At 71.0% G+C, this 23694-nt stretch carries 21 protein-coding genes and 2 pseudogenes; 7 read left to right on the forward strand and 16 right to left on the reverse strand.

Going from position 1 to position 23694, the window contains the following annotated elements:
* Positions 1 to 5: 5 nt before the first annotated feature.
* Positions 6 to 1072 (reverse strand): annotated as a pseudogene (locus OHS33_RS30520) (tyrosine-type recombinase/integrase).
* Between the two features lie 759 nt (positions 1073 to 1831).
* Here OHS33_RS30520 and OHS33_RS30525 point away from each other — a divergent pair.
* On the forward strand, positions 1832 to 2137 hold the full coding sequence (locus OHS33_RS30525) for an ArsR/SmtB family transcription factor (protein WP_330333631.1): 306 nt from the start codon (positions 1832 to 1834) through the stop codon (positions 2135 to 2137).
* A 314-nt stretch (positions 2138 to 2451) separates the two neighbouring features.
* Here OHS33_RS30525 and OHS33_RS30530 read toward each other — a convergent pair whose 3' ends face one another.
* Complete coding sequence (locus tag OHS33_RS30530) at positions 2452 to 3717, reverse strand: hypothetical protein (RefSeq protein WP_330333632.1); 1266 nt, start codon at positions 3715 to 3717, stop codon at positions 2452 to 2454.
* A gap of 210 nt (positions 3718 to 3927) precedes the next feature.
* On the reverse strand, positions 3928 to 4836 hold the full coding sequence (locus OHS33_RS30535) for a LysR family transcriptional regulator (RefSeq protein ID WP_330333633.1): 909 nt from the start codon (positions 4834 to 4836) through the stop codon (positions 3928 to 3930).
* A 272-nt stretch (positions 4837 to 5108) separates the two neighbouring features.
* Here OHS33_RS30535 and OHS33_RS30540 point away from each other — a divergent pair, with 272 nt between their 5' ends.
* The 5 genes from OHS33_RS30540 (at position 5109) to aspA (ending at position 10671) form a co-directional block, all read left to right on the forward strand.
* Positions 5109 to 5903, forward strand: a complete 795-nt coding sequence (locus tag OHS33_RS30540) for a gamma-glutamyl-gamma-aminobutyrate hydrolase family protein (RefSeq protein WP_330333634.1) — start codon at positions 5109 to 5111, stop codon at positions 5901 to 5903.
* Between the two features lie 31 nt (positions 5904 to 5934).
* Positions 5935 to 6666, forward strand: coding sequence for a FadR/GntR family transcriptional regulator (locus OHS33_RS30545; RefSeq protein ID WP_078613352.1), 732 nt, complete (start codon positions 5935 to 5937; stop codon positions 6664 to 6666).
* Positions 6663 to 8102: an amino acid permease gene (locus OHS33_RS30550; RefSeq protein ID WP_257553328.1), complete on the forward strand. Its 1440-nt coding sequence runs from the start codon at positions 6663 to 6665 to the stop codon at positions 8100 to 8102. Before OHS33_RS30545 ends, OHS33_RS30550 begins: the two co-directional genes overlap by 4 nt.
* 86 nt (positions 8103 to 8188) lie before the next feature.
* Positions 8189 to 9205, forward strand: a complete 1017-nt coding sequence (locus tag OHS33_RS30555; RefSeq protein ID WP_330333635.1) for an asparaginase — start codon at positions 8189 to 8191, stop codon at positions 9203 to 9205.
* A 56-nt stretch (positions 9206 to 9261) separates the two neighbouring features.
* Positions 9262 to 10671, forward strand: a complete 1410-nt coding sequence (gene aspA, locus OHS33_RS30560) for an aspartate ammonia-lyase (protein WP_330333636.1) — start codon at positions 9262 to 9264, stop codon at positions 10669 to 10671.
* Between the two features lie 213 nt (positions 10672 to 10884).
* Here aspA and OHS33_RS30565 read toward each other — a convergent pair whose 3' ends face one another.
* The 10 genes and pseudogenes from OHS33_RS30565 to OHS33_RS30610 form a co-directional block, all read right to left on the reverse strand.
* Entirely contained in the window at positions 10885 to 11838 is a 954-nt protein-coding gene (locus tag OHS33_RS30565; RefSeq protein ID WP_330333637.1) for an NAD(P)H-dependent flavin oxidoreductase, read from the reverse strand.
* Positions 11835 to 12236 (reverse strand): hypothetical protein, encoded by a 402-nt coding sequence (locus tag OHS33_RS30570; RefSeq protein WP_330333638.1) that lies wholly within the window; start codon positions 12234 to 12236, stop codon positions 11835 to 11837. The genes OHS33_RS30565 and OHS33_RS30570 overlap by 4 nt, the downstream gene beginning before the upstream one ends.
* Before the next feature lie 253 nt (positions 12237 to 12489).
* Positions 12490 to 13248 (reverse strand): annotated as a pseudogene (locus OHS33_RS30575) (diiron oxygenase); the annotation flags it as partial.
* A gap of 76 nt (positions 13249 to 13324) precedes the next feature.
* Positions 13325 to 14281 carry an inositol monophosphatase family protein gene (locus tag OHS33_RS30580; protein ID WP_330333639.1) on the reverse strand — a complete coding sequence of 319 codons (957 nt, stop codon included), beginning with the start codon at positions 14279 to 14281 and terminating at the stop codon, positions 13325 to 13327.
* The gene (locus tag OHS33_RS30585; RefSeq protein ID WP_330333640.1) at positions 14278 to 15624 is read right to left on the reverse strand and encodes an aspartate aminotransferase family protein; all 1347 of its coding nucleotides are present in this window, start codon (positions 15622 to 15624) and stop codon (positions 14278 to 14280) included. The genes OHS33_RS30580 and OHS33_RS30585 overlap by 4 nt, the downstream gene beginning before the upstream one ends.
* Before the next feature lie 103 nt (positions 15625 to 15727).
* Entirely contained in the window at positions 15728 to 16045 is a 318-nt protein-coding gene (locus OHS33_RS30590) for a hypothetical protein (RefSeq protein WP_330333641.1), read from the reverse strand.
* Between the two features lie 232 nt (positions 16046 to 16277).
* The gene (locus tag OHS33_RS30595; RefSeq protein WP_330333642.1) at positions 16278 to 16655 is read right to left on the reverse strand and encodes a phosphotransferase; all 378 of its coding nucleotides are present in this window, start codon (positions 16653 to 16655) and stop codon (positions 16278 to 16280) included.
* Positions 16645 to 17301: a phosphotransferase gene (locus OHS33_RS30600; protein ID WP_330333643.1), complete on the reverse strand. Its 657-nt coding sequence runs from the start codon at positions 17299 to 17301 to the stop codon at positions 16645 to 16647. Before OHS33_RS30600 ends, OHS33_RS30595 begins: the two co-directional genes overlap by 11 nt.
* Before the next feature lie 31 nt (positions 17302 to 17332).
* Positions 17333 to 18277, reverse strand: a complete 945-nt coding sequence (locus OHS33_RS30605; RefSeq protein WP_330333644.1) for an ROK family protein — start codon at positions 18275 to 18277, stop codon at positions 17333 to 17335.
* Positions 18274 to 19401, reverse strand: a complete 1128-nt coding sequence (locus OHS33_RS30610) for a zinc-dependent alcohol dehydrogenase (RefSeq protein WP_330333645.1) — start codon at positions 19399 to 19401, stop codon at positions 18274 to 18276. The genes OHS33_RS30605 and OHS33_RS30610 overlap by 4 nt, the downstream gene beginning before the upstream one ends.
* A gap of 355 nt (positions 19402 to 19756) precedes the next feature.
* On the opposite strand from OHS33_RS30610, the gene OHS33_RS30615 reads away from it, so the two are divergent.
* Positions 19757 to 20623, forward strand: coding sequence for a thermonuclease family protein (locus OHS33_RS30615; protein WP_330333646.1), 867 nt, complete (start codon positions 19757 to 19759; stop codon positions 20621 to 20623).
* Between the two features lie 24 nt (positions 20624 to 20647).
* On the opposite strand, the gene OHS33_RS30620 is transcribed toward OHS33_RS30615, so the two are convergent.
* From OHS33_RS30620 to OHS33_RS30630, 3 genes are read right to left on the reverse strand one after another with little or no spacing between them, the layout of a single operon-like run.
* A complete protein-coding gene (locus OHS33_RS30620) occupies positions 20648 to 22366 on the reverse strand; it encodes a GMC family oxidoreductase (RefSeq protein WP_330333647.1) in 1719 nt (572 codons plus the stop codon).
* 17 nt (positions 22367 to 22383) lie between these two features.
* A complete protein-coding gene (locus tag OHS33_RS30625; protein ID WP_330333648.1) occupies positions 22384 to 22797 on the reverse strand; it encodes a sugar dehydrogenase complex small subunit in 414 nt (137 codons plus the stop codon).
* A gap of 14 nt (positions 22798 to 22811) precedes the next feature.
* Entirely contained in the window at positions 22812 to 23684 is an 873-nt protein-coding gene (locus OHS33_RS30630) for a thermonuclease family protein (protein ID WP_330333649.1), read from the reverse strand.
* Between the last annotated feature and the right edge of the window lie 10 nt (positions 23685 to 23694).

Consider the following 23694-nt stretch of genomic DNA (forward strand, 5'->3'; position numbering starts at 1 on the left):
TTCTCTCATCCATGAGAGGACGGCCTTTTCCGTGCCCGGAATGCTGGTGGTCGCGGTGTGGTCGCACGTCCCCCGCAGGGCCGGTCCGCAGTGGTGTGGACGCCAGGTGAGGTGGGGGAGCGGAGCCGGTTGAGGGCTTCGCGGAGGTGCTGGACGTGGTCGCGTGGTGGTCGCAGCTGTTCCAGCCAGGTCCGTCGATTGTCTCGTTTCTGGGCCCGGGTGAGGGTGTGGTCGATGGTGTCGACGGCTTCGCGGGCGGCTTGTTGGGTGAGGTGGCTGTAGATGTTCGCGGTGGTCGAGAGGGTGGAGTGCCGCAGCGTCTTGGAGACGACGGTGAGGGGGACGCCGGCGGTGATGGTGATGGTGGCGGCCAGGTGCCGCAGGTCGTGCACCGTGATCGTTGGGCTTCCTCGGAGAGCCGGTGGAGCCTGTCGAGCACCAGGTGCGGTCCGAGCGGACGGCCGTCGGACCGACAGAAGACGAGGCCGGCGAACGGGTTGTTGGGATCTCCGCGGGTTCGCCGGGTGGATTGAGCTCGGTGTCGGAGGGCAGTGGCGACGCTGGGGGAGATGGCCACCCAGCCGCGGCTCGAGCGGGTCTTCGGCGTGGTGATGACCAGCCGGTTGTTGTCGACGGCGGAGAGCGTGCAGCGTACGTAGAGCACGCCCTCGCGCAGGTGGACGTCGTCCCAGTGCAGACCGAGTGCCTCGCCCTTGCGCAGGCCGGTGCCGATGAGGAACTCGAACAGGTCGGCCATCTCCGGGTCTGCCCGGTGGCAGTGCTGGAGGAAGTGGACGGCTTCGTCAGCGGTCCAGATGCGCCGCTCGGGCGACGGCGGGCGGTGAAGTGCCGGGGGGCTGGCGGGGTTGCGGGCGAGGCGATGCTGGCGGACCGCGTCACCGAGAGCGCTGGAGAGGGTGGCAAGGCACCGGTAGAGGGTGGTCTGGCCGTGGCCGGCGGCGAGCTCGCCGGTGACGAAGGCCGCGATGTGACGGTGTCCGAGCTCGTCCAGCTTGAGGGTGCCGAAGGCGGGCGCGAGGTCGTTGTGGACGTAGTCCCGGTATCGCGCCATGGTGGTCGGCTTGAGCACGAGGGCTTTGGCGGCGAGCCAGGCGGTCAGGTAGTCGGCGACGCTCTGGTTCGGGTCGGCGTTGAACCCGCCGGCCTCGCCCTCGAGGAACCTCCGCGGCGCCCCTTCGGCCGCGTCGTGACTGCCGAATCCGCCACGACGGACGGTGGTCCGGCGGTGGCCCGCTGCCGGGACGTCGACGGCGAAGGTTCACGTCCCGTGGTCACCGTCGGTGAGCAGGTGGGGGCAGTGCGCTCCGAGCTGGTGACGCAGTGTGTCCCGGCAGCCACACCTCCGGTAGATGCGGCCGCGGTCGCAGGGGGTACGCATGGGGATCGCCTCCAGGAGGCGGAGGAAGGGCCGAGACCTCCAGTCTCGTGCGACCGCCCGCGACCACCAGGACCCGTGCGCCCCGTGTGACCTGTGCTTTCCCCTTGTCTTTGCGCCAAGGGCAGCGCCTTGGCTTACCTCCGCAGACGCCCAGGAGATTCTTCGTCTGCTGGCGGTACAGACGCCGCACCACGGCTGACCAGCCAAAATGGCGGACGCTGGGCCAAGTTCCCGCCTCCTGGCCCGCGAATGGTCCGGATCTTGGGGGGCGATACGAGCAGCGCCAGCGTGGTCAGCAGCACGCCGTATGGGCACGTGCCGCGCATGGGTGACGACGTACTCGGGCGGCCCCACAGGAGAAGTGGCCAGCTGCCGAAGCGGCCGGCGGCGGGCACGACGGGAATCGGGATCTCGAAGCGGACCGTCCCGTAGGTGATGACAATCGCCTCCGACATCGAGGTGCTGGCGCGGTTCGGCCGCGCCCTCGCCGGCCCGATCCGCTGCCGCATCATGCTCGCCCTGTGCCAGGCTCCGGCCCATCCCGCCGAGCTGGCCGACGCGCTGGGCATCTCCCGGACCCGGCTGTCGAACCACCTGGCCCGCCTGCGCGACTGCGGTCTTGTCGTCACGGTCCCGGTCGGCCGCCGCACCCGCTACGAACTCGCCGACGAGTGCCTCGGCCACGCCCTGGACGACTTGCGCACCGCCGTGGTCGCCGTCGAGGCCGACCGTGCGTGAGTGGACGCCGAGGAGAAGGGTTGCTGTTGAGATGGCTGCGGAGACATCCATCGGCCCGGCCCCGGCCCGCCGTGACGCCCTCGCGAAGCGGATACGGCTGCTGGTCGCGGCCACCATCACCGTCTCCGGTCGTCTCGCCGGTACAGCGGCCGGGTCCGGCTCCGCCTACCCCGCGCAGCGGTACTCGCAGCGGGCCGGCGGCACCAGCTCAAGGCCTCGGGCCGTCGCCTCGGTCTACGCACGGCCGTGGCGCTCGACGGGCTGCCCGGGCGGTGAGGCTGCGGAGCGGGTGCCCTGTCTTCGCCGCACATGCTTCAGGTTGCGGGTGTGGCCGTCGTCTGTTCGTCGGTCAGGCGGGCCCGCCAGTCGCTGACGTAGTCGTCGGGCATGGACGCCAGGCGGGCGATTTCCCCGTCGCTGCGCCCATCGGACCAGGCCAGGATCCGTGTCACGGTGCGGTTCCGTGCCGCGCGGAAGTCCTTGACCATGTTCTCGAGGCGTTCGACTTCCTCGGCTTCGCGGACGAGCTGCTGGTCGACGGCGGAGCGTTCCTCGGCGCGCAACCGGCGCAGATGGGCGTCCAGGCCCGTCAGGACCAGACCCTCCTCGTGCGCGGAGTTCTGGAACCCTTCGGCCAAGGCCGCCAGCACGCAGTCGGGGACGTCGGCCAGGGTGGCCCCGGGCGGCTTGGCCGCCTCCCAGGTGCCCCGACCCGCCTCTGTCGTCTCCAGCCAGACGCGGGCGTCTGTCGGAACACGGTCGCCGCACGCCTGCGCGCGGTAGGCGTACAGGGCGGCACGGTGGCCGTAGAAAGTGAAACCGTCCTCGATCTGCCGGTCGGCGGCGCGGCACATCCGCCCCGGTACACCGCCGTAGCCGCTCTCGGGACTGTAGTCGGCGTAGGCTTCGAGTTCCGCGTCCGTGGCCAGGCCCCAGGAGGGATCGCACAGACCGGGGTTCATGGCGAGGAACGCGCCGACCTCGACACGCCAGGCAGGGATCGGTGTCGTGCGCAGCCTGGGCCAGCGGAGATCCCCGGAGGGGTCGAAGGTGTGGGTCGCGGCCTGCTCGATGTCGTCCCAGGCGGTGGCGGCCTCGGCCGACCACTCCAGTTCGTCGTCCGGTCCGCTGCGGTGGATGGAGTCCACGAGCCGCTGCACGGCGGGGAGTATGCGCAGGGCGAGCGCGTGCAGTTCCTCAGCGGTGAAGAAGCGCCAGGAGCAGCCGCGCTGTTCGTCATGGGTCAGGTGGCCGAGCAGCTGCACCATGCTTCCGGAGGCCGGGACGGCCCCGTCGCCGAGTGCCCTGCGGGGGAGGCCGGGGAGCTGGCTGCCGAGGTCTTCGGACGGGGCCCGCCAGTCGATGTCGCCGAACCATACGGCGCCGTCGCGTGCGTCCACTGCCAGCCACTGGTGGTAGCCCGCACCCGGGCCGTAGCGCTGCTCCTGCTGCTCGGCGTGCTCGTCGTGCCATACGTACTCGCCCGGAGGCGGGTCCAGCTCCACGGCCATGAAGCCGTCCTCGGGGCGGTAGCCGGTGAGGACGCGGGCCGTTCGCGGCGCACTGTCGGCGGCGGTCATGAGGGGTTTCCTCTCGCTGGAACGTCAACCACCGCAAACGTAGGGCGCCCGTCACACAATAGTTTAACTTTCAGCCACCGCGTCCGGTAGTCGGACAAGCCGGGAGACCTGGCGCCATCACCCGGTCTACGCGCGTGCGGCCGCCGTCAACTTGGCGCATTTCGCGTGGATTCACGCTCCGTTCACCTCCGGTGGCCGCCCGCCGCAGCCTCATGCGAGCGCGGCCAGCGCTTGCGCGGCGAGCATCTGCTCCAGGTCCAGGACGGCGCGCGGGGCGTGCCGGGTGTCGATGCGGACGGCGTAGATGAAGCGCGTCAACTGCGGCTCGGCCAGGGGGCGGGCCACGACCCGGGTGTTGGCGCGGGGCAGGGCGAGTCGCGGCATGACGGCCACGCACAGGCCTGCGGCCACGAAGCCGAGCACGGTGTTGAAGTCGTCCCCCTCGTATTGCAGGCGGGCCTGGAAGCCAGGCGTATTGGCCATTTTGGAAAGCAGTTCCAGGCGCAGTGCGGCCTCCGGAGCCGCGATCCAGGTCTCGGACGCGAGGCTGGCCAGGTCGATGACCTCCCTGTCGGCCAGGCGGTGGTGTGCCGGGACCACGGCCACCACCGGATCCCGTGCGACCAGCGTCCGGCGCAGCATCCGGGGCGGCGGGACGGGGATGAAGTCGTAGTCGTAGCTGAGGGCCAGGTCCATGTCCCCCCGCTTGAGCCGGTTGTGGCAGGCCTCGGGTTCCAGTTGGCCGAGGCTGACCTGCACGTGGGGGTAGGCCGCGTGGAGTTGGGCCAGCGCTTGCGGAACGATGCTGGTGGCGGCCGAGGCGAAGGCGCCGAGGCGGATCCGTCCGGCCGTACCCGCGCGCATGGCGTCGAGTTCCACCGATGCCGTCGCCAACGCGTTGCGGACGCCCTGCTCGGCGTCGAGAAGGACTTCGCCGGCCGGTGTGGCGCGCACGGGCCGGCGCTCCAGCACTCTCAGGCCCGCGCGGCGTTCGAGTTCGGCGATCTGCTGGGAGACCGCGGGCGCGCTGTAGCCGAGCTCGCGTGCGGCGGCGTTGAAGGAGCCGTGCCGCACGACGGCTTCGAGGGTGGCGAGCAGGCGGGGGTCGAGTCCGTGCACGGAGTTAAGGCTCACTTATCTGTCGCGAAGATGTGTTTTCTTGTGATTGCGGATGAACGCCAGCAGGATTCTTGCTCGCGGCAAGAAAAACGCAAGCCCGCGCTCCCGGATCGTGACCGCCCCTCCACCTTGTCGCCGGGGCGCCCTCCGCCAGTGCCCCGTCCGCCCCGTCCGCCTTTTCTGCCGCAGCCCGCCGTGGCCGGGGACGTCCGGCGGGGCGGGTGTGCACCCGGCCGTCGACGATCACCCCTCACGCCTTGAAAGGAAGTGGTATGCCCCAGCCACCACTCATCGGACTCACCACCTACCTGGCCGACGCCCGGTGGGGCGAGTGGGACCTGCCCGCCGCAGTGCTGCCTGCGGCCTACGCCGGCTGTCTCCAGGCCGCGGGCGGCCGGGCCGTCCTGCTGCCGCCGGACGCCCCGTCGGCAGCGGCCGATGTGGTCGCACGTCTGGACGCGATCGTCCTGACGGGAGGCGAGGACGTGGATCCCGCCCTGTACGGCGCCCGGCCCCACCCGCGCACGGGGCCGCCGGTCCGCGAGCGCGACCGGTGGGAGCAGGCTGTACTGGCCGCCGGTCTCGCCCGCGACATACCCGTGCTCGGAGTGTGCCGGGGTATGCAGCTGATGAACGTACACGCCGGAGGCACCCTCATCCAGCACCTGCCCGACAGGGTGGGCCATCACGGCCACAACCCCGACCGGGGCCACTTCTGTGCCCACACCGTCACCACCGCGCCGGGGACCCGGATCGGCGCCCTCCTGCCGGGGACCCGCGAGGTCGCCACGCACCATCATCAGGCGGTGGATCGCCTGGGCGCCGGGTTCATCGTGGCCGCCCGTGCGGCGGACGGCACCGTCGAGGCGATCGAGAGCACCCGGCACCGCTTCGCCGTGGGCGTCCAGTGGCATCCGGAGATGGGTGTCGACACGCCGGTGGTGCACGCCCTGGTGGATGCCGCCGGTTTCGCCGCAGACACCGATCGGGCGGCTTCGGTGGCAGGACGGAAAGTGCGCACGGTACGAAACCCGCCGGGCCGGACTTTCCCGACACAGGTGTCTTGACACCCTCCGGCGCACCCATCAGGATCACACCGTGAACCTGTCAGACAGCCAGACAGGTGGCCAGGCCCCGCGGCGCGTCAGCGCGATGGAAGCGGTCTTCGGCCACCTGCGCAGCGCCATCGAGCGCGGTGAGTACGTCGTGGGCGACAAGCTCCCCTCCGAAGCCGAGTTGTGCCGGACCCTGGAGGTCAGCCGGCCCGTGCTGCGGGAGGCGCTCCGAGCCCTCCAAGCCATCGGCCTGACCGCCTCCAAGAGCGGCAAGGGCACGTTCGTCCTGGCGAACACGGTCGAGGACCCCACCTTCGGCGACTACGTCGCCAGCGACCTGCTGGAGGTGCGCCGGCACGTCGAGATCCCGGTCGCCGGGTACGCCGCGCTGCGCCGCACCCCGGAGGACCTGGACCATCTGGGCCATCTGCTCGACCGGATGGAGCAGGAGACCGACACCACCGCGTGGGTGGCGATGGACACCGTCTTCCACCTGGCGGTGGCCGAGGCATCCCGCAACCCCGTCTTCCGCCGCGTCATCGAGGAGATCCGCGACGCACTGGCGCGTCAGTCGACCTTCCTCAACGAACTGGGCGGCCGGCGCGAGCAGTCCAACTGCGAGCACCGGGCGATCCTCGAGGCGCTGGCCGACGGTTCCGAGCACGACGCGGTGGAGGCCATGTCCCACCACCTCCTGCGGGTCGAGACGACCCTCACAGAAATCGTGCGCCCCCAGCGCGCGGCCACCTCCACGGAAGGCAGACCCGAGGCGTGAGCGAGCAGTTCCTCAAAGACGAGAAGCGCCCCACGACCCGTCACGTGGACGCCGGGGACACCGGCTACAGCAAGTCCTTGACACCCCGGCACGTCAACATGATCGCCATCGGGGGTGCGATCGGCACCGGGCTCTTCCTCGGCGCGGGCGGACGCCTCGCCGACGCCGGCCCCTCACTGTTCGTCGCCTACGCCGTCTGCGGGATCTTCGCGTTCCTCGTCGTACGCGCGCTCGGCGAGCTCGTCATGTACCGGCCGTCCTCCGGCGCCTTCGTCTCGTACGCCCGGGAGTTCCTCGGGGAGAAGGGCGCGTACACCGCGGGCTGGATGTACTTCCTCAACTGGGCGACCACCGGCATCGCCGACATCACCGCCGTCGCCACCTACACCCATTACTGGCGCCTGTTCTCCGACGTCCCGCAGTGGGTGATCGCGCTCATAGCCCTGGCCGTGGTCCTCACCGTGAACCTCATCTCGGTGCGGATCTTCGGCGAACTGGAGTTCTGGTTCGCCATCGTCAAGGTCGGCGCGCTGGTCGTCTTCATGGCCATCGGGATCTTCTTCCTCGTGACCCGGCACCCCATCGACGACGCCGTGCCCGGTCCGTCCCTGATCACCGACAACGGCGGGATCTTCCCCAACGGCCTGCTGCCCATGCTGCTGATCATCCAGGGCGTCGTCTTCGCCTACGCCTCCGTCGAGCTGGTCGGAGTCGCGGCCGGTGAGACCGAGAATCCCGAGGAGATCATGCCGAAGGCGATCAACTCGATCATGTGGCGCGTCGGCCTCTTCTACGTCGGCTCGGTCGTCCTGCTGTCGATGCTGATGCCGTGGAACAGCTACAGCGCCGGCCAGAGCCCGTTCGTGACCGTGCTCTCCCACATCGGCATCCCGGCGGCCGGCGACGTGATGAATCTGGTCGTTCTCACCGCGGCCATGTCCTCGCTCAACTCCGGCCTCTACTCCACCGGCCGCATCCTGCGCTCGATGGCCGTCAACGGCTCCGCCCCGAGCTTCACCGCCCGGCTGAGCCGCACCCAGGTGCCCTACGGCGGCATCCTGCTCACCAGCGGCATGTGCGTCCTCGGCGTCGGGCTCAACTTCGTCGTTCCGGCGGACGCGTTCGAGATCGTGCTCAACCTGGCCGCCATCGGCATCCTCGCCACCTGGGGCATGATCATGCTCTGCCACCTCCTCTTCTGGCGGAAGACCCGTGACGGCGAACTCACCCGCCCCTCCTACCGCCTGCCCGGCTCCCCGTGGACCGAACTCGTGACGCTGGCCTTCCTCGCCTCCGTCCTGGTCCTCATGTACGCCGACGGAGGGGCCGCACGCACCACCGTGCTGTGCGTGCCACTGATCGCCGCGGCGCTGGTCGCCGGCTGGTACGCCGTCCGCGGCCGCGTGGCGCGCGCCGCCGCCAAGAGCGAGGGCTGAGCCGGACGCCGGTCCGGCCCGCCCCCGGGCCGGACCGGCCGTCCGCCCCACCGGACCGCAGCAACCCACCACCGAACGAGGCAGTGATGCGCAGCAGTCTCCTCGCGGACGCGCCCGTGATCCGCGAGCCCCAGCATGCACCCGTCGCCCATGTCACCCGGGGCGGCATGATCGAGGGAGTCCACTACGGCTCCGTCGTCGTCCTCGACGGTGAGGGCGAAGTCCGGTTGAGCATCGGCGACATCGAAGCCGCGTGCTACCCGCGCTCAGCCCTCAAGCCGGTCCAGGCCGTCGCCATGGTGCGGGCCGGGCTGCCGCTCGACGGCGCCCTGCTCTCCCTCTCGATGGGCAGCCACTCCGGCGAGGAGCACCACCTCGCAGGTACCCGGCTGATCCTCGAACTGGCCGGCCTCACCGAGGACGACCTGCGCAACGTCCCCGACGTGCCGTACGCCCCGGCGGTCCGGGACGCCTGGGTGCGCGAGGGCCGCGGGCCTTCCCGGCTCGCCCAGAACTGCTCCGGCAAGCACGCGGCGATGCTGTACCTGTGCAAGCTGGCCGGCTGGCCCCTGGAGAGCTACCTCGACCCGGGCCACCCGCTTCAGAGGGCGATCGCCGAGGTCGTCGAGGAACTCACCGGCCAGCACATCGCGAACGTCACCGTCGACGGTTGCGGAGCCCCGCTGTTCGCAGTGTCCCTGCACGGCCTGGCCCGCGCCGCCGCCCGCATCGCCACGGCCGGTCCGGACACCGCCGGGCGCCAGGTGGCGGACGCGCTGCGCGTCCACCCGGAGATGGCCTCCGGCACAGGGCGGGACACGGCCCGGCTGATGCGCGCGGTGCCCGGGCTGCTGGCCAAGGACGGCTTCGAGGGCGTCCAGGTGGCCGCGCTGCCCGACGGCCGGGCCGTCGCAGTGAAGATCGCCGACGGGGCGGACCGGGCGCGCATCCCGGTGACGGCCGCAGCCCTCGCCCGGGCGGGAGTCGAGCCGCGGCTGCTCGCCGGGTTCGAGGGCGAGCCGATGACCGGCGGCGGCCGGCCCGTCGGCGGCATCCAGCCGGTGGCGGCGCTGAACCCGCCCGGCGTCCCCGCCACCGCCTGACTCCATCCCCTTTCACCACCTTGACCCACCCACCTCAGGAAGAGGGCCGCACACCCATGACCGCCGCCACCCGCAGCGAACACGACCTGCTCGGAGACCGCGAAGTCCCCGCCGACGCCTACTGGGGCGTCCACACCCTGCGCGCCACCGAGAACTTCCCCATCACCGGCACGCCCATCTCCGCCTACCCGCACCTGATCGACGCCCTCGCTGCCGTCAAGGAGGCCGCAGCCCTCGCCAACGAGGAACTCGGCCTGCTGGAGCCCGCGAAGGCAGCCGTGATCGTCGCCGCCTGCCAGGAGATACGCGGCGGCAAGCTCCACGACCAGTTCGTCGTCGATGTCATCCAGGGCGGCGCCGGCACCTCGACCAACATGAACGCCAACGAGGTCATCGCCAACCGGGCGCTGGAGCTGCTGGGCCACGCCAGGGGCGAGTACCGGCACCTGCACCCCAACGAGGACGTCAACCTCGGCCAGTCCACCAACGACGTCTACCCGACCGCCGTTCGGATCGCGACCGCCTCGGCGGTGCGCGGCCTGCTCGAAGCCATGGCCGTCCTCCAGGACACGTTCGCCCGCAAGGCCGTCGAGTTCCGCGACGTTCTGAAGATGGGCCGCACCCAGCTGCAGGACGCCGTACCGATGACCCTCGGGCAGGAGTTCTCCGCCTTCGCCGTCATGCTCGACGAGGACCGCAGCCGGCTCGCTGAGGCCATCGAGCTGATCCTTGAGATCAACCTCGGCGCGACTGCGATCGGCACGGGTCTCAACGCCCCCGCCGGATACGCCGAATCGGCCCGCCGCCACCTTGCCGACATCACCGGGCTGCCCCTGGTCACCGCGGCCAACCTGGTCGAAGCCACCCAGGACTGCGGCGCCTTCGTCCAGATGTCCGGCGTCCTCAAGCGCATCGCCGTCAAACTGTCCAAGACCTGCAACGACCTGCGCCTGCTGTCCTCCGGGCCGCGCGCGGGCTTCGGCGAGATCAACCTGCCGCCGGTGCAGGCGGGCTCGAGCATCATGCCCGGCAAGGTCAACCCGGTGATCCCCGAGGTCGTCAACCAGGTCGCCTTCGAGGTGATCGGCAACGACATCACCATCACCATGGCCGCCGAAGCCGGACAGCTCCAGCTCAACGCCTTCGAGCCGGTCATCCTGCACTCGCTGTCGAAGTCCGTCATCCACCTGCGCGCGGCCTGCCTCACCCTCGCCGAGCGCTGCGTGGCCGGCATCACCGCCAACACCGAGAAGCTGCGGGCCACCGTTGAGAACTCCATCGGCCTGGTGACCGCCCTGAACCCGCACATCGGATACACCGCTGCCACCGACATCGCCAAAGAGGCCCTCGCCACCGGCCGGGGCGTGGCCGAGCTCGTCCTGGAGCGAGGTCTGCTGCCGGCCGAGCGGCTCACCGCCCTGCTGCGGCCCGAGGTGATCGCGGGAGCCAGAGCGGCCGGGGCCTGACGCGGGGCTGCGCCGCGGCTCACCGGCCTGCGTGACGGCGAAGGTCGGGCCGCCGGGGTGCGCGGCGAAGTGCAGGGAGGCGACCAGGCCGGGGCCGGAGGGAGACGAGTCCTGTGCCACGGGCGCTTCACTCCTTCAGGAAGTGCTCGTTGAGGGAATGGAGGGTACGGGACTGGTTGACGTCGATCTGGTCGAGGCTCAGCTCCCGGCCGATCAGGTCCTCCAGCGCCCTCGTACTCCTGGCGAATCCGGGCGACGCTGGCGGCGCCCGGGTGCGGGCCGGTGACGCGGGTGCAGGAGAGGCCGCAGTTCGTGGCCATCTCCTCGATGTGCCCGGTGGTGGTGGCTCCCGGGCCGCCGCGCTGTAGCCCGGAACCGGGTATGGCCGGCCGTCCACCCGGGTGGTGGCGATGAACGCGGCCGGGGCGCGCTCCGCGGTGGCGGTGGGGGGTTGCGCAGGACGCGGTGCGGGCGGTGCGGCCAGCCGATCTCGAACAGGGAGGTGATGAGGGTGTCGTCGGCCACGGCCTCGACGACCCGCCGTTTGAACTCGGGGTGCGCGGTGGATTCCGCGGCCGGGACGAACAGGGTTCCGGCCATGGCCCCGTCCGCACCTCGGGCCACGGCGTCCGCGAGGTCCCGTCCGGTGGCGATCCCGCCCGCGACGGCCAGTACCGCGCGCGGGTGGCGCGCCCGTACGGCGGCCAGCAGGAGGTCCACGGGCATCCGGCCGAGCAGGTGGCCGCCGGCTTCGGTGCCCTGCAGGACCAGGACGGCCGCACCCCGTCCCAGGGCCAGGGAGCCGACCTGTACCACCAGCGGGTGCCCGGCGGCCTGGACGGCCCGGACCGCGTCCGCGTCGGGCAGCCCGAAGGAGGTGACGAAGGCGCCCCGGGGCAGCTCGGGCAGGATCGCCCGGAGCTGGTCGAGGCAGGCGGCCGGGCCGGTCACCTCGGGGACCACGTTCACCCCGAACGGGCGGTCGGTGGCAACCGCCGCCTCACGTACCAGCCGGGCGGCCCGCGCGGGTGGTTCCCTGTACAGCGCGAGGGTGCCGCCCGCTCCGGCCCGGGACACCGCGGCGCACAGGGCAGGGCCGGCGACGGCGCCCATCCCGGCTTGCAGCAGGGGCAGTTCGAGCCCCAGCAGGGTGGCCGGCCGGGTCACGTACGCCCACCCGCCTGCCGTACCGCGCGGTGCGCGGCGGCCAGGTCCCCTTCGAAGAGGTCCCCCAGGGCGTGCACCCACCGTTCCAGGCCGAAGGCAACACAGCCGGTGAAGGCGGGGCGGCCCTCGTGACGGATGGCACGGCGCTCGCCGAAGAAGTTGCGGTGGTTGTTGGTGGAGGCCACGGCGGTGCCGTCGGTGTGCAGGTACTCGTCTTTGGCCGGGGCGAGCAGTTGCATGACGCTGCGGGGGCCTTCCTTCTCGAAGAACGGGTCGGTGGCGGGCCGCCGGTCCAGAGTGAGACCGAGAGCCGTGCCGAAAGAGGCGATCCGCTCCTGGTGCCGGTCGAGGTGGGCCCGTACGGCCTCGGCGGAGCCGACGCACACGATCTCCCGCATCGTGAATCCCCAGAGCCGGCGCAACCCGTCGTGGTGCTCCTCGTTGCGGAAGCACTGCGCGATGGTGGTGATCAGGACGGGGGTGTCGGCGCTGGTCCCGGAGAGGTGCAGGAAGCAGCCGTAGCAGGCCGCGGAGGGCAGCAGGTGGGTGGCGTCGGCCAGGTCGGCCGCGGGCAGCGCGGTGGCCCCGGGCGGATCCGCGGCGACGGAGGCCAGCCGGTCCGGACGGATGGGCGTGGGCGGCCCGCCGAGCGGGGTGGGCGAGCAGCCGCCTGCGCAGCGCGAAGCCGTCCGGGAGGCCCGCGTCGCGGTAGACGGCGGGGTTGTAAAAGGACTCGATGCTGGTGGTCACGTACCGGCCGAGGTAGCCGCGCAGTTCATCCCGGACCGCTTCGTCCAGGCCGCCCTGGACGAGCCGCTCCCACAGCAGGTGCACCAGGCGGCAGCCGAAGGCGATGTGGCGGGATTCGTCCTGGTGGTGCAGCCGGTTGATGTGACGGATGGTCGGGTGCAGACGGCGGTCGGCGGCCAGGTGGACGTTGTAGTGGTCCACGATCTGCTCGAAGATCAGGATCCGGGCGAAGACCAGGAAGCTCTCGATGTCCGGGTCGCGCGGGGCCTCGGGCAGCTTGACCGACTAGTCGGGGTAGATCTTGCCGGCGTACTTGAGGCAGAAGGTGGCGAAGAACCACATGTGGTCGTTCTCCTCACCGATGAAGTGGTGGAAGAACTCGGAGGGGACCTCGAAGCCGGAGGTGTGGACCCGCCGGGTGACCTCGATGAGCAGTTCGCGGATGCCGTGCACGTTGAGGCTGTAGAAGTTGACGCTCTCCCACCGGCTCAGGGCCTGGACCTGGGCGGGGCTCAGTTCGTCCATCAGCTCGGTGCCGTGGAACGAGAGCAGTTCGGGGGACATCCACAGCCCGTCGGTGGGGATCTCGGACGGCCAGTCGAAGGTGGTGAACGGGTTGTAGTAGTCCGTGGTGGCCTTGTCGGAGAGCCGGTCGAGCAGGGTCCGGAACTCGGTGTCGTCCGCCGTCGTGGTGCTGAGCGCCCGGGCGGGCGCGGTGTTGGGGGGTGCATGGGCGTCACTCCTTCCATCGGACGGCCGACAGCAGGGCCCGGTGGAGTTCGGGGGTGGACGCGGCCACGCAGGAACGCTGGTTGGCGATGCTCAGGTCGGTCAGGACGGTGTCGCCGAGCGGCTGTCCGTAGCCGTCGGTGATGACGGCCCCGGCCCGCTCGGCGAGGAAGACGGCCGCCGCGATGTCGTACGGGAAGAGGTGCAGCACCCGGCCGTTGCCGACGCGTTCGAACTCGGGCAGCAGCGCGGGATCGTCGCGCAGCAGCCGGTTGCCGATGTCCACGTAGGCGTCGAGCTGGCCGGTGAGCAGCCGGGAGATGGACCAGGTGGCACTGTTGAAGACGAAGACACCACCGGTGTTGGCCGAGCGGTCGATGAGGTGGCCGTACGCCTCGGTCATCAGACGGGCCGGGTGGCCGTTGAACTCCAGCGACCAGAACATCCGCGCGGGGTCGGTGGTGCGGGTCAGCGCAGGCACGGGATGGTCGTATCCGTACGCGGTGATGCCGGGCGTCGCCCGGTCCCCGTAGAGGTAGGCGCCCGTGCGCAGTTCCATCAGCAGCGCGTGCTCGACGTCGGCGATGCGCGGGCGCTGCGACATCCGGGCGACGGCGACCGAGACGGTGGCGGACTCCAGGCCGGCGACGGCGGGCCGGGTGCCGTCGATGGGGTCGACGACCAGCAGGTGGGCCGGGTCGCGGCCGTGGTACTGCAGACCGCGGTCCTCGGAGTAGACGGCGACGGGCAGGTCGTGGCCGACGACGTACTTCCACGTGGCCGCCTCCGCGACCTCGTCGAGGCCGAACTGGGCGTCCCCGCCCGGCGAATGGCCCCGGACCAGGCGGCTGCCGGCCTGGTGCTGGGCGGCCAGTACGGCCTCGCGGACGGCTCCGGCGAGGCCGGTCACGTACTGCCGCACGGCCGCGGCCCCCGGGGGGCCGCCGTGCTCGGGGCCGGTCATGCGGCGGCCTCGGCGGCGAAGAGGGCTTCGAGCCGGTCGCAGAGCAGATCGGCCTCGGCGCGGGTGAGGATCAGTGGCGGGCGGATCTTGATCACGTTTCCCCGGCCGTAGCGGGAAGTGCGCAGGATCAGGCCGTGGTCCATCCCGCGCCGGGCCAGGGCCTGGGCCCGGTCGCTGTGCGGGCGTCCCTGGTCGTCGCCGATCTCGATCCCGATCATCAGGCCGAGGCCGCGCACGTCCACGACGGCGGGATGGCCTGCGGCCAGCGCGCGCAGCCGTTCCATGACGTGGGCGCCGACTTCCCGGACGTTCTCCAGGAAACCGGGGCGCCCGATCACGTCGAGGGTGGTGGCCGCCGCCGCGGCGGCGAGGACGTTGCCGCCGTAGGTGAAGGAGTGGTGGTCGCTGCTGAGCCCGGACATCCGCTCGTCGGCGACGATGGCCGCGATCTGGGCGCCGGAACCGCCGAGGCCCTTGGCGGTGGTCAGGATGTCGGGCCGGACCCCGTAGTGCTCGGCGGCGAACATTCGGCCCACCCGGCCTATGCCGGTCTGGATCTCGTCGAAAATGAGGACGATGTCCCGTTCGTCGCACAGGGCGCGCAGCGCGGGCAGGTAGCCGTCGGGAGGCACGATGTTGCCGCCGCTGCCGGAGACCGGTTCCACGACCACGCAGGCGACGCTGCCGGAACTGGCGTGGTCGAGGAAGTCGTTGATGCGCTCGACGCAGAGCATGCCGCAGCTCTCGGGGCCCGCCTGGCGGTAGAAGCAACGCAGGCAGTACGGGTCGGGAACCTGGAGCACGCCGGGCATCAGGTGCGGGAAGGGGGCCTTGCGGAAGGACTCGCCCGACATGGTCGTCGTCATCATGGTCTGGCCGTGGTGGCTGCGGAACAAGGTGATGACGTCGCGGCGGCCGGTGGCGAGCTGCGCCATCTTGACCGCGCCCTCGTTGGCGGTGGAGCCGCCCGACACCTTGAGGTGCACCTTGGTCAGGTTGGGTGGCGTGACCTCGACCAATCGCCGGACGAGCTCGTTGACGGGGGCGGTCTGGAAGGTCGAGGTGGTGTGCACCAGTCGTTCGGCCTGGTCGCGCATGGCCTTGACCACTTCGGGGTGCCCGTAGCCGAGGCTCAGGTTGAAGGTGCCGGACGCGCAGTCCAGGTACTCGTTGCCGTCGGTGTCGTACAGGTGGACGCCCTCGCCGTGGTCCATCTCGTACGCGCTGACCGGGTAGTACAAGTGGTTCTGTGCGTAGCTCAGGGCATCGCCGCGGACGTCGCTGCGAGCATCGCTTCGTGCGTCACTCCGGGCACCGCGCTGGGCACGCATGAGGTCGGCCATATGACTCCTGTCGACTCCCGTCCGCAGACATGTCGGACGGCGAATATCGATATCTCCGGGCAGTGGAAGGAAAGATTCCCGCCGGCGCTGCGGGCGGGGGAGTTTACACGTCAAGAACGAAGGTGAACTCGGCGTCCCAGCCCTCGGGTGTCTCCCGCGCATTCATTAAACATTCTGGCCGGAAATATTTGTCGAGGTGGTTTCGTCGTTCGCCGGGAAAATAGAGCATCGTCGTCAGTACGGATCCGCCGGGGGGCTGCACCTTCACGTGCACGTGCCGCGTCCGCCCCGGGTATACGGCGGGCAGCACCGTTTCCAGCCTCCACTGCCCCTCGCGCAGGGCGGGTGTGGGCGGCGTTCCGTTGCAGCGAACGGTCGGCGTGAGCGTCGTGAGGACATTTTCCGGACTTCCGTTCTCCACGGCGGAATTCTCCCTCAGTCAAAGATATTTCGCTTCGGTCCAGGCAGACTAACGGCCATTCCCGATGCTGAGAAGAAGGCCATGTGTCACCTCCTGGCCATTTATCCGATGCTTTTCGCCAGGCTTCCGGGACTTCCGCGGACAGCAGTTGTCTTCTGGGAACGGAGCGACGTACGGGCCTGGTGGGGAAGTGGAGGGGCGGTCGGACGGAAGCGCGCTTGTCCGGCTGCGGTCAGCCCCGGTCAGCCCTGGTCAGTACGAGTCGGTGGCGGACCGGTGCAGCACGGCGCGCGCGGGCGAAGTAGGCCGGGTCGGGCGGGGCGGTGAGGATGTCCGCGAGCGCGAAGAGGTCCAGCATCCGGCTCAGTCGTGTCCAGTCCGCCGGCAGTTGGCCGTTCCCGCCTCGGAAGCCCTCGACGAAGCCCGTGGTGAAGGCCGACGGGTACTCGTGGCTGAAGCGCAGCATGTTCCCGACGTCGAAGAGGGGGGAGCCGCTGAAGGCCAGCTCCCAGTCGAGCACGGCGGCCACCGCCCACTGCCCGGCGTGCCGTTGGACCAGTACGTTCTTCGGATTGAAGTCACCGTGCACCAGGCTGCGTTCACTGGCCACGGCGGTGAGTGCCCGCCCGGGGCCCGCGACGAGCCAGGGCGCGTAGTACGGCCGAGTCCGTCCCGCTCAGCGGCCCGTTCGCGGCCGCGGTGACCAGACAACGGTCGACGAAACCGGGCAGGTCTCCCAGCGGGGCCGCGCCGTCCGGGTCCGGTACCAGCGAGGAGTCGCCGAATACGCCCGGGCGGGGCAGCCTGACCCGGCCGATCCGCGCCAGCACCGCGCCGACGGCCCGGCCCAGGGTCCGCGCGTCACTGCTCGCCGGACCGTCCGCGAGTACCTGGCTGAGCGGGGTCCCGTCCACGAACCGGTAGAGCAGGGTGGGGCGGCCGGTGGCGCGGCCGTGCGGATCGGCCGCGACCACCGCGGTGACCGGGACGCTACGGGCCGCCGCCCGGTCGAGGACGGCGATCTCCACCGCACAGGTATTGCGCGGAACCCGGCTGCCGCTCGGTCGGTAGCGGCGCAGCACGTAGCGCTCCGCGCCCACCGGGTCGGCGCGCTGGGCGGTGAGCATGGCCATGTCGTTGGTGAACCCGCCGGGCAGCGGGTCCACCTCGCGCAGCCGGGCCCCGGGCAGGGCGTGCCAGGTCAGCCAGGCGTGGGTGGCCGGGTCCAGGAGACCCACCGGATCGGGGCGCGTCATACCGCCCAGCCTGCCCGGACCGGGGCCGCCCTCACTCGCGCGGTCCCCCCGATGGACCAGTGCCGGGCCGGGGCCGGGCGGCGGCGGCCGCCCCGGCCGCCAGCACCAGACCGCCCGCCGGACCGGCGAGCCGGCCGAGTCGTGCCGGGACCACGAAGTCCTCGGCCGCGTGCTCGGGCAGCCCCGGGTAGCCGGCCAGTGTCCGGGTCAGTTCGGCGTGGAGCAGCGGGAAGAGCCCGGGGAGTTCCGCGACACCGCCGCCGATCACGATCCGCTGGGGTGCGGTCGTGTAGACGATGTTGCGCAGCCCCGCGGCCAGGTAGGCCGCCTCCAGCTGCAGCGCCTGGTGCAGGACGTCGCCGGTCAGTTCTTCGGCCGGGGTCCCCCAGCGGGCACCCATGGCCTCGCCGCCCGCCAGCCCCTCCCAGCAGTCGCCGTGGAAGGGGCAGGAGCCGGGAAAGTCATCACCGGCGATGCGGGGCACCGCGAGGTGGCCCATCTCGGTGTGGACCAGGCCGCTGACCACCTCACCCCCGATCACCGCGCCGCCGCCGATGCCGGTGCCGACGGTGAGGTAGACGTAGGTGTCCAGGCCGCGCGCCGCGCCCCAGCGGCCCTCGCCGAGGGCCGCGCCGTTCACGTCGGTGTCGATGCCCACGGGCACGCCCAGCGCGGCGGCGACCGGGCCGGCGACGTCCACCCCGGACCAGCCGGGTTTGGGCGTGGCGGTGAGATGGCCGAACCTCGCATGGCCCGGGCGCAGTTCGAGGGGCCCGAAGGAGGCGATGCCGATCGCGTCCAACGGTCCGATTTCGGCGGCCGTCTCCTGGAAGAACGCGATGGCCCGCGCCAGGGTGGGGCCGGGTTCACCGGTCGGGAACCGGATCTCGGCCTCGATCCGGTCGGGGGCCGAGCCGACCAGGCAGACGAACTTGGTCCCGCCGGACTCGATCGCGCCGAGTCGCGGCGCCCTCACACGCCCACCGGCCAGCCGTCGGCGCCGACCGGGCCGGAGTGCGAGCGGATGACGACCTTGAGCGCGTCGTAGCGCGGCGGCCGTCCGGTGTCGTGGTTCCCGTCGCCCGCGGTGAGCCCGCCGAGCGCGGTGAAGGCCTCCGCGTACCGTTCGAGAGGGAACTCGTGCGTCACCAGCCGCTCCAGGACCTGTCCGGTGCCGCTGCCGGGTCGCTGCGGGTCGCCGAGTTCGGCGGCCAGGTCCACGGCGACCGGGAAGATGTCGGCCCGGTAGTCCCCGGCGCCGATCAGCTGGATGCCCCGGTTCGTGAGCTGGAGCGGGCGCAGGGGCACGGTGTAGGTGTCGTCGAAGCCCATCACCACGATCCGGCCGCCGTCGTCGATCAGCCGTAGTGCCGTGTCCAGGCCGGTCCCCGTGGTGTCGAAGACGACGGAGGGACGCTCGCCACCCGATGCCTTCACCACGGCCTCGGCCGTGTCCGTTCCGGCCACGTCCACCACGTTCGCGAACTGTTCGCGGGCCCGCTCCAGCCGGTACCCGTCCGGTTCGGCGACGGTGACTCGACGTGCCTGGCGGGCGGCGACCCATGCGGTCAGCATCCCGATCGGGCCGGCGCCGAGCACCACCACGGTGTCGTCGAAAGTGACGGACGCTGCCCGGACGTTGCTCAGGACGCATGCGAGCGGCTCGATCAGTACCGCGCTGCGGAAGGGCAGCCCGGCGGGAACCCGTTCGAGGAAACGTTCCGGCAAGGTCACGCTCTCCGCGTACGTGCCGTCCCGGTCGACGCCGACCTCGGTCCCGGCCTTGTGACGGCAGAAGTTGGTCGCTCCCCGGCGGCACGGGGTGCACCAGCCGCAGTACAGCGTCGGGTTGACCACCACCCGGTCCCCCACCCCGACCGAACGCACCTGGGGCCCGGTCTCCCGCACCACACCCACCGACTCGTGTCCGAGCACCACGCCCGGCCGGGCCGGGAACCGCCCGAGCAGGATCTTGCGGTCCGTTCCGCAGACCCCCGTACCCACGATCTCCACCACGACGTCATCACCGTTCACGACGCGTGCGGTGGGCCGGTCCTGCAGTTCGGCGGTGCCTGGACGCAGATAGACGAGAGCGCGCACGAGACCTCCCCTTGGTGTTGGGAGGGCGACGCTAGCGCAGCCGAACGCGGACGGACACGACGCCTCTGAGCCATTCCGTGGCTTCGGCCGCGGTCTTCCTGGCGGGGCGCCTTGCGTCGTGCCACGAGTTTCGGCTCGAATCAGCAGCCGTCGCGTCACCCGACGCCAGCCTTCCCCCCCCGCTCCTGCGGCACGCGGCCGAGGGTGATTGAAGTCGGCCGGGCGCGAACGTAGGGTGGCGACGCCTTCGCCGCCCAGTGACGATGGCGTCACCGACAGTCACGTCGCATGCTGGCGCGCACCGGCACACGCCGACGGAGCAGGCGGCTCCGCCCACCTCCCCCGAGGGGCTGCCATGTCGATGCTGCTGGTCCAGGGTTCGTACCAGGTGCTCAACCTCCAGCCGGACGGCGACACCGTCGCCTTCAAGCCGACCGACCCGAAAGTCTTCCAGAAGGTTGAGGGCTGTCCGGTCAAGGTCGATGGCAAGAACACCGTCCGGCTGCGGCTCGACGCCATCGACGCCCTGGAAACGCACTACAGCCGGACAGGGCCGGGCGCCCACCAGCCGCTGGAGTTCGCCCACAAGGCGGCCGAGGAACTGCTCGCCTTCCTCGGCTTCACCGACGTCCGGCACAACGGCGAGACGGTCACCGCCGCCACCCCCAAAGAGACGCCCGGCTTCATCCTCACCCAGGGCGCCGACAAGTTCGGCCGCTGCATCGCGCTGCTCGGCGTCGGCACGCCGCCGGGCACCGACGGCAGCCAGGTCGACGTCGACGTGGCGCTGCTGCGCACCACCGCCAACCACCACATGCTGTCCACCGGCCTGGCCTACCCGACCTTCTACGCCAAGTTCCTCCCCGAGCTGCGGGCCGAGATGGCCGCCGTCGCCCAGCAGGCCCGCACGGCCGGCCTCGGGCTCTGGCCTTCGGACGTCACCACCGCCCCCGACGGGGCGGTCATCACCGGCATGTCCTCCCTCACCGGCGACGTGGTCATCCTGCCGAAGCTGTTCCGGCGGCTGGTGGACCACTTCAACCTGGTGGAGCCGTCCCTGAACGGCTTCCCCACCTTCCTGGCCGGCGGCGGGGACGAACTCAGGATCGAGCCGGCCGGCACGCCCGAGCTGAGCCTCAAGCCCCTGGTCGAGATCGTCAACGGCGGCACGGCGGTGCGGATGACCATCTCGCCCGAGGACATCGTCTTCACCGAGGGCTGAGGAGCACAGGGCGGACGGCCGAGTTCAGAGGCGGGCGACGAGGATGTCGGCGGTGCGCAGGGTGGTGGCGGCGAGGGTGAGGGTGGGGTTGGCGGTGCCGCTGGTGGGGAAGACGGCGGAGCCGACGACCCACACGTTGGGGTGGTCGTGGGCGTTCCCGTCGGGGTGGACGACGTTGGTGGCGTTGCTGTCGCCCATGCGCATGGTGCCCATGAGGTGGCCGGCGCCGTTGTAGCGCAAGAGTGGCTGCTGGGGGTCGACGTCGGTGGCGCCCGAGGTCTGTTCGAGGTGTTGCCACATGCGGCGGGTGACGCTGTGGCCGTAGGCCAGGGCGCGCTTGGAGTAGTCGTCGATCTTGTAGGTGATCTTCGGCCGGCGCACCCCGAGCGCGTCCGTCTCGTCCGAGAGCGTGACGCGGTTGGCGGGGTCGGGCAGCTGCTCGGTGGAGTAGCCGAAGCGCAGCATGTGGGTGACCCGCGCGGCCACCTTCTGCTGGAGGGGCTTGCCGAACTGCTTGACCTTGCCGGTGGTGGCGTCCCACATCAGACGTTCCACGGCGGCGCCGGGGCTTTCGGTGCGGCCCCAGCCGTCGTTGCCGATGGTGATGCGGAACGCGCCGTTCGTCTTGCGGAACGTCCCGTCGCGGAACGTCTCGATGCTGAGGATGGACTGGGGTCCGCGGAAGGGGTAGACGGGTTCGCCGAAGTGTCCGACGACCTCCTCGGCGAGGTGGTCCATGAGGTTCCGTCCGACCTGGTCGCTGTTGTTCTTCAGCTCGGAGGCCAGCCACAGTTTGGGCGTCTCGATCGCGTTGAGGGCCAGCACGATGTGGGCGCCGGTCACCTTGTGCTCGGTGGCGGTGTCCGGATGGCTCCGGTAGACGACGGTGTGCACCTCCGGGCCGGGGCCGGGGCCGGGGCCGGGGTCGGCGATCAGCCGGGTGACCACGCTGCGGGTGCGGACCTCCACGTCCAGCTCGTCGCGGGCACGCTTGACGTGCACCGAGGCGTCGTACTTGGCGCCGGAGGGGCAGATGGGGATGCAGCTGGAATTGCCCTGGCAGGCGCTGCGTCCTTGGTACTCCTCGGAGTTGCGGGCCTGGGGCGTGGTGACGACGGTGACCGGGATGCCGTCGAGCGGCCCGATGGTGGCCAGGGCCGCGCGCACCCGGGTGTCGCCGTAGCCGGCGACGATCCCGGGCATGGGGAAGGGGGCGCTGCGGTGGGCCCCGTACAGGCCGTCCCACTCGTCGTGGTTGCCCGAGACGCCGAGCTCTGCCTCGGCCTGCACGTAGTACGGCTCCAGCTGGTCGTACGTGATCGGCCAGTCGACCCCGACGTTGTACAGCTTCTTGAGCTGGAAGTCGGCGGGCAGGAAGCGCGGGCAGTTGCCGCGCCAGGCCCAGGTGCTGCCGCCGGCCATCCGCTGGAAGCCGCTCTTGAACAGATCCGGGCCCGCTTCGACGTAGTAACTGTTCATGAGCAGCGGATCGCCGACGCCGTCCGAGGAGGGGGCGTAGGCCTGGGCATTGTTGGGCAGTGCCGCGTACGGGGTGGGCACGTTCTTCGTCGGGGAGACCTGATAGGCCTCGACGAACGTGGTGCGCTGGGCAGCGTCGAGGCCGTTGTCGCCGGCCTCTAGGAGCAGCACCCGGGCCTGGGGCTTGGCCGCCTTGATCCGGCAAGCGGCCAGGGAGCCGGCCACACCTGCGCCGACGATGACGACGTCGTAGTCGAAGGACATGTCGGTTCTCCTCTCGCTCAGGGCTGGTCGGGCTGGTCGGCCCAGTAGCCGTATCCGCCGGCGGGCGCGGCGGGTGCGGCGGACAGGGGGTGGGCCTTGATGACCTGCCAGACCAGCCCGGCCCGGTACTGCTCCGGGGTGCCGGGAGGGTCCTGGGTCCCGTCGGGCCGCTTGAACTGGGCGGTGAACCACACCATGATCGTTTCCTTGGCGGTGCGGGCCAGCGCGGTGTCGGCGTCGAGCGCGGCGGCCAGGGCCTGGCCGGGGTCGGCCTGGGTGGAGGCGGTGCGCCAGGCGTCGATGAGGCGGTCGAGGTCAGCGGGGAAGGCGCGGTCGAGGCGTTCGCGGTACGCGTCGGCCAGAGCCTGGTCCAGAGAGCTCTCGCCGGTGAGCAGTTCGGACAGGGCGCGGAAGTCGGCTGCGTGGGTCATGGTGACCGTCTCCTTCAGCCCTCGTCGAAGAGCAGGTTCTCGGGGGGCTCGGTCATCTTGACCTTGGTGGTGTTGACCTCGACGACCAGGTCGAGGCCGGTGGTGAAGTGGGTGGTCGAGATGATGGTGAACCTGTCGGCCTTCTGTGCCAGGAAGTCACGGAACCCGCCGAGCGCCGGATCGCCGTCGTTGAGGACGAGGTACTCGGCCAGGCGGCGGAACAGCTTGGGCAGCACGACGTCCTGACTGATCGTCGGCGGTGCGACCACCTCCGCCCCCGAGGTCGTCCTGTCCACCGACCAGATCTTCTTGCCGGCCTGCCGGGCTGCCGTGACGGCCTTGGTCAGCTCGGTGCGCAGCTCGGGGAAGAAGCTGCGGTAGTACGTCGGGAAGGCCAGGCCGGTGGCGAGCATGTGGTGGTTGGCGGTCTTCTTCAGCATCGCCGTGGTGACGCCGACCTGCGTGCCGCTGGCGGCCGGGCCGGCACCGCGTCCGGCCAGGGCCACGCAGCGGCCGTACTTGTCCGCGCCCCTGGTCAGGATGAACCCGGGGGCATCGGGCGGGGTGGTGGGCGCCTTGACGGTCTTGTCGGGCTTGCGCTGTACGTCCTGGAAGCCCAGCCAGTTCAGCAGCTCGTCGGAGGCCTCGTCGGCGAACGGGGCCGGCTGGTGCAGCACCGGTCCGCCGGTCGGGGGCCGGTAATGGGTCTCCAGTGCGTCGATCGCCTCCAGCCGGAGATTCGCACCACCGGTGGCGTTGCGGCGCACGTGGTGGGGGCCGGGCACCAGGTCCCAGTCGGCGGGATCGTCCGGGACGAAGCGGACCGTGTCACCGTCCGGGCGCGTCCCGGCGATCCGGTAGACACCCTGGATGAGGAGCATGGGCATGGTGACTCCT

The sequence above is a fragment of the Streptomyces sp. NBC_00536 genome, assembly GCF_036346295.1.
In the GTDB taxonomy this organism is placed as follows: domain Bacteria; phylum Actinomycetota; class Actinomycetes; order Streptomycetales; family Streptomycetaceae; genus Streptomyces.

What these genes read in the sequence shown, in the direction of transcription:
- OHS33_RS30615 (WP_330333646.1), top strand. Translation starts at nt 19,757, where the DNA reads ATGTCGATGCTGCTGGTCCAGGGTTCGTACCAGGTGCTCAACCTCCAG.
- OHS33_RS30580 (WP_330333639.1), bottom strand. Translation starts at nt 14,281, where the DNA reads ATGACCGGCCCCGAGCACGGCGGCCCCCCGGGGGCCGCGGCCGTGCGG.
- OHS33_RS30555 (WP_330333635.1), top strand. Translation starts at nt 8,189, where the DNA reads ATGCGCAGCAGTCTCCTCGCGGACGCGCCCGTGATCCGCGAGCCCCAG.
- aspA (WP_330333636.1), top strand. Translation starts at nt 9,262, where the DNA reads ATGACCGCCGCCACCCGCAGCGAACACGACCTGCTCGGAGACCGCGAA.
- OHS33_RS30530 (WP_330333632.1), bottom strand. Translation starts at nt 3,717, where the DNA reads ATGACCGCCGCCGACAGTGCGCCGCGAACGGCCCGCGTCCTCACCGGC.
- OHS33_RS30600 (WP_330333643.1), bottom strand. Translation starts at nt 17,301, where the DNA reads ATGACGCGCCCCGATCCGGTGGGTCTCCTGGACCCGGCCACCCACGCC.
- OHS33_RS30585 (WP_330333640.1), bottom strand. Translation starts at nt 15,624, where the DNA reads ATGGCCGACCTCATGCGTGCCCAGCGCGGTGCCCGGAGTGACGCACGA.
- OHS33_RS30570 (WP_330333638.1), bottom strand. Translation starts at nt 12,236, where the DNA reads ATGCGGGAGATCGTGTGCGTCGGCTCCGCCGAGGCCGTACGGGCCCAC.
- OHS33_RS30620 (WP_330333647.1), bottom strand. Translation starts at nt 22,366, where the DNA reads ATGTCCTTCGACTACGACGTCGTCATCGTCGGCGCAGGTGTGGCCGGC.
- OHS33_RS30540 (WP_330333634.1), top strand. Translation starts at nt 5,109, where the DNA reads ATGCCCCAGCCACCACTCATCGGACTCACCACCTACCTGGCCGACGCC.
- OHS33_RS30625 (WP_330333648.1), bottom strand. Translation starts at nt 22,797, where the DNA reads ATGACCCACGCAGCCGACTTCCGCGCCCTGTCCGAACTGCTCACCGGC.
- OHS33_RS30630 (WP_330333649.1), bottom strand. Translation starts at nt 23,684, where the DNA reads ATGCCCATGCTCCTCATCCAGGGTGTCTACCGGATCGCCGGGACGCGC.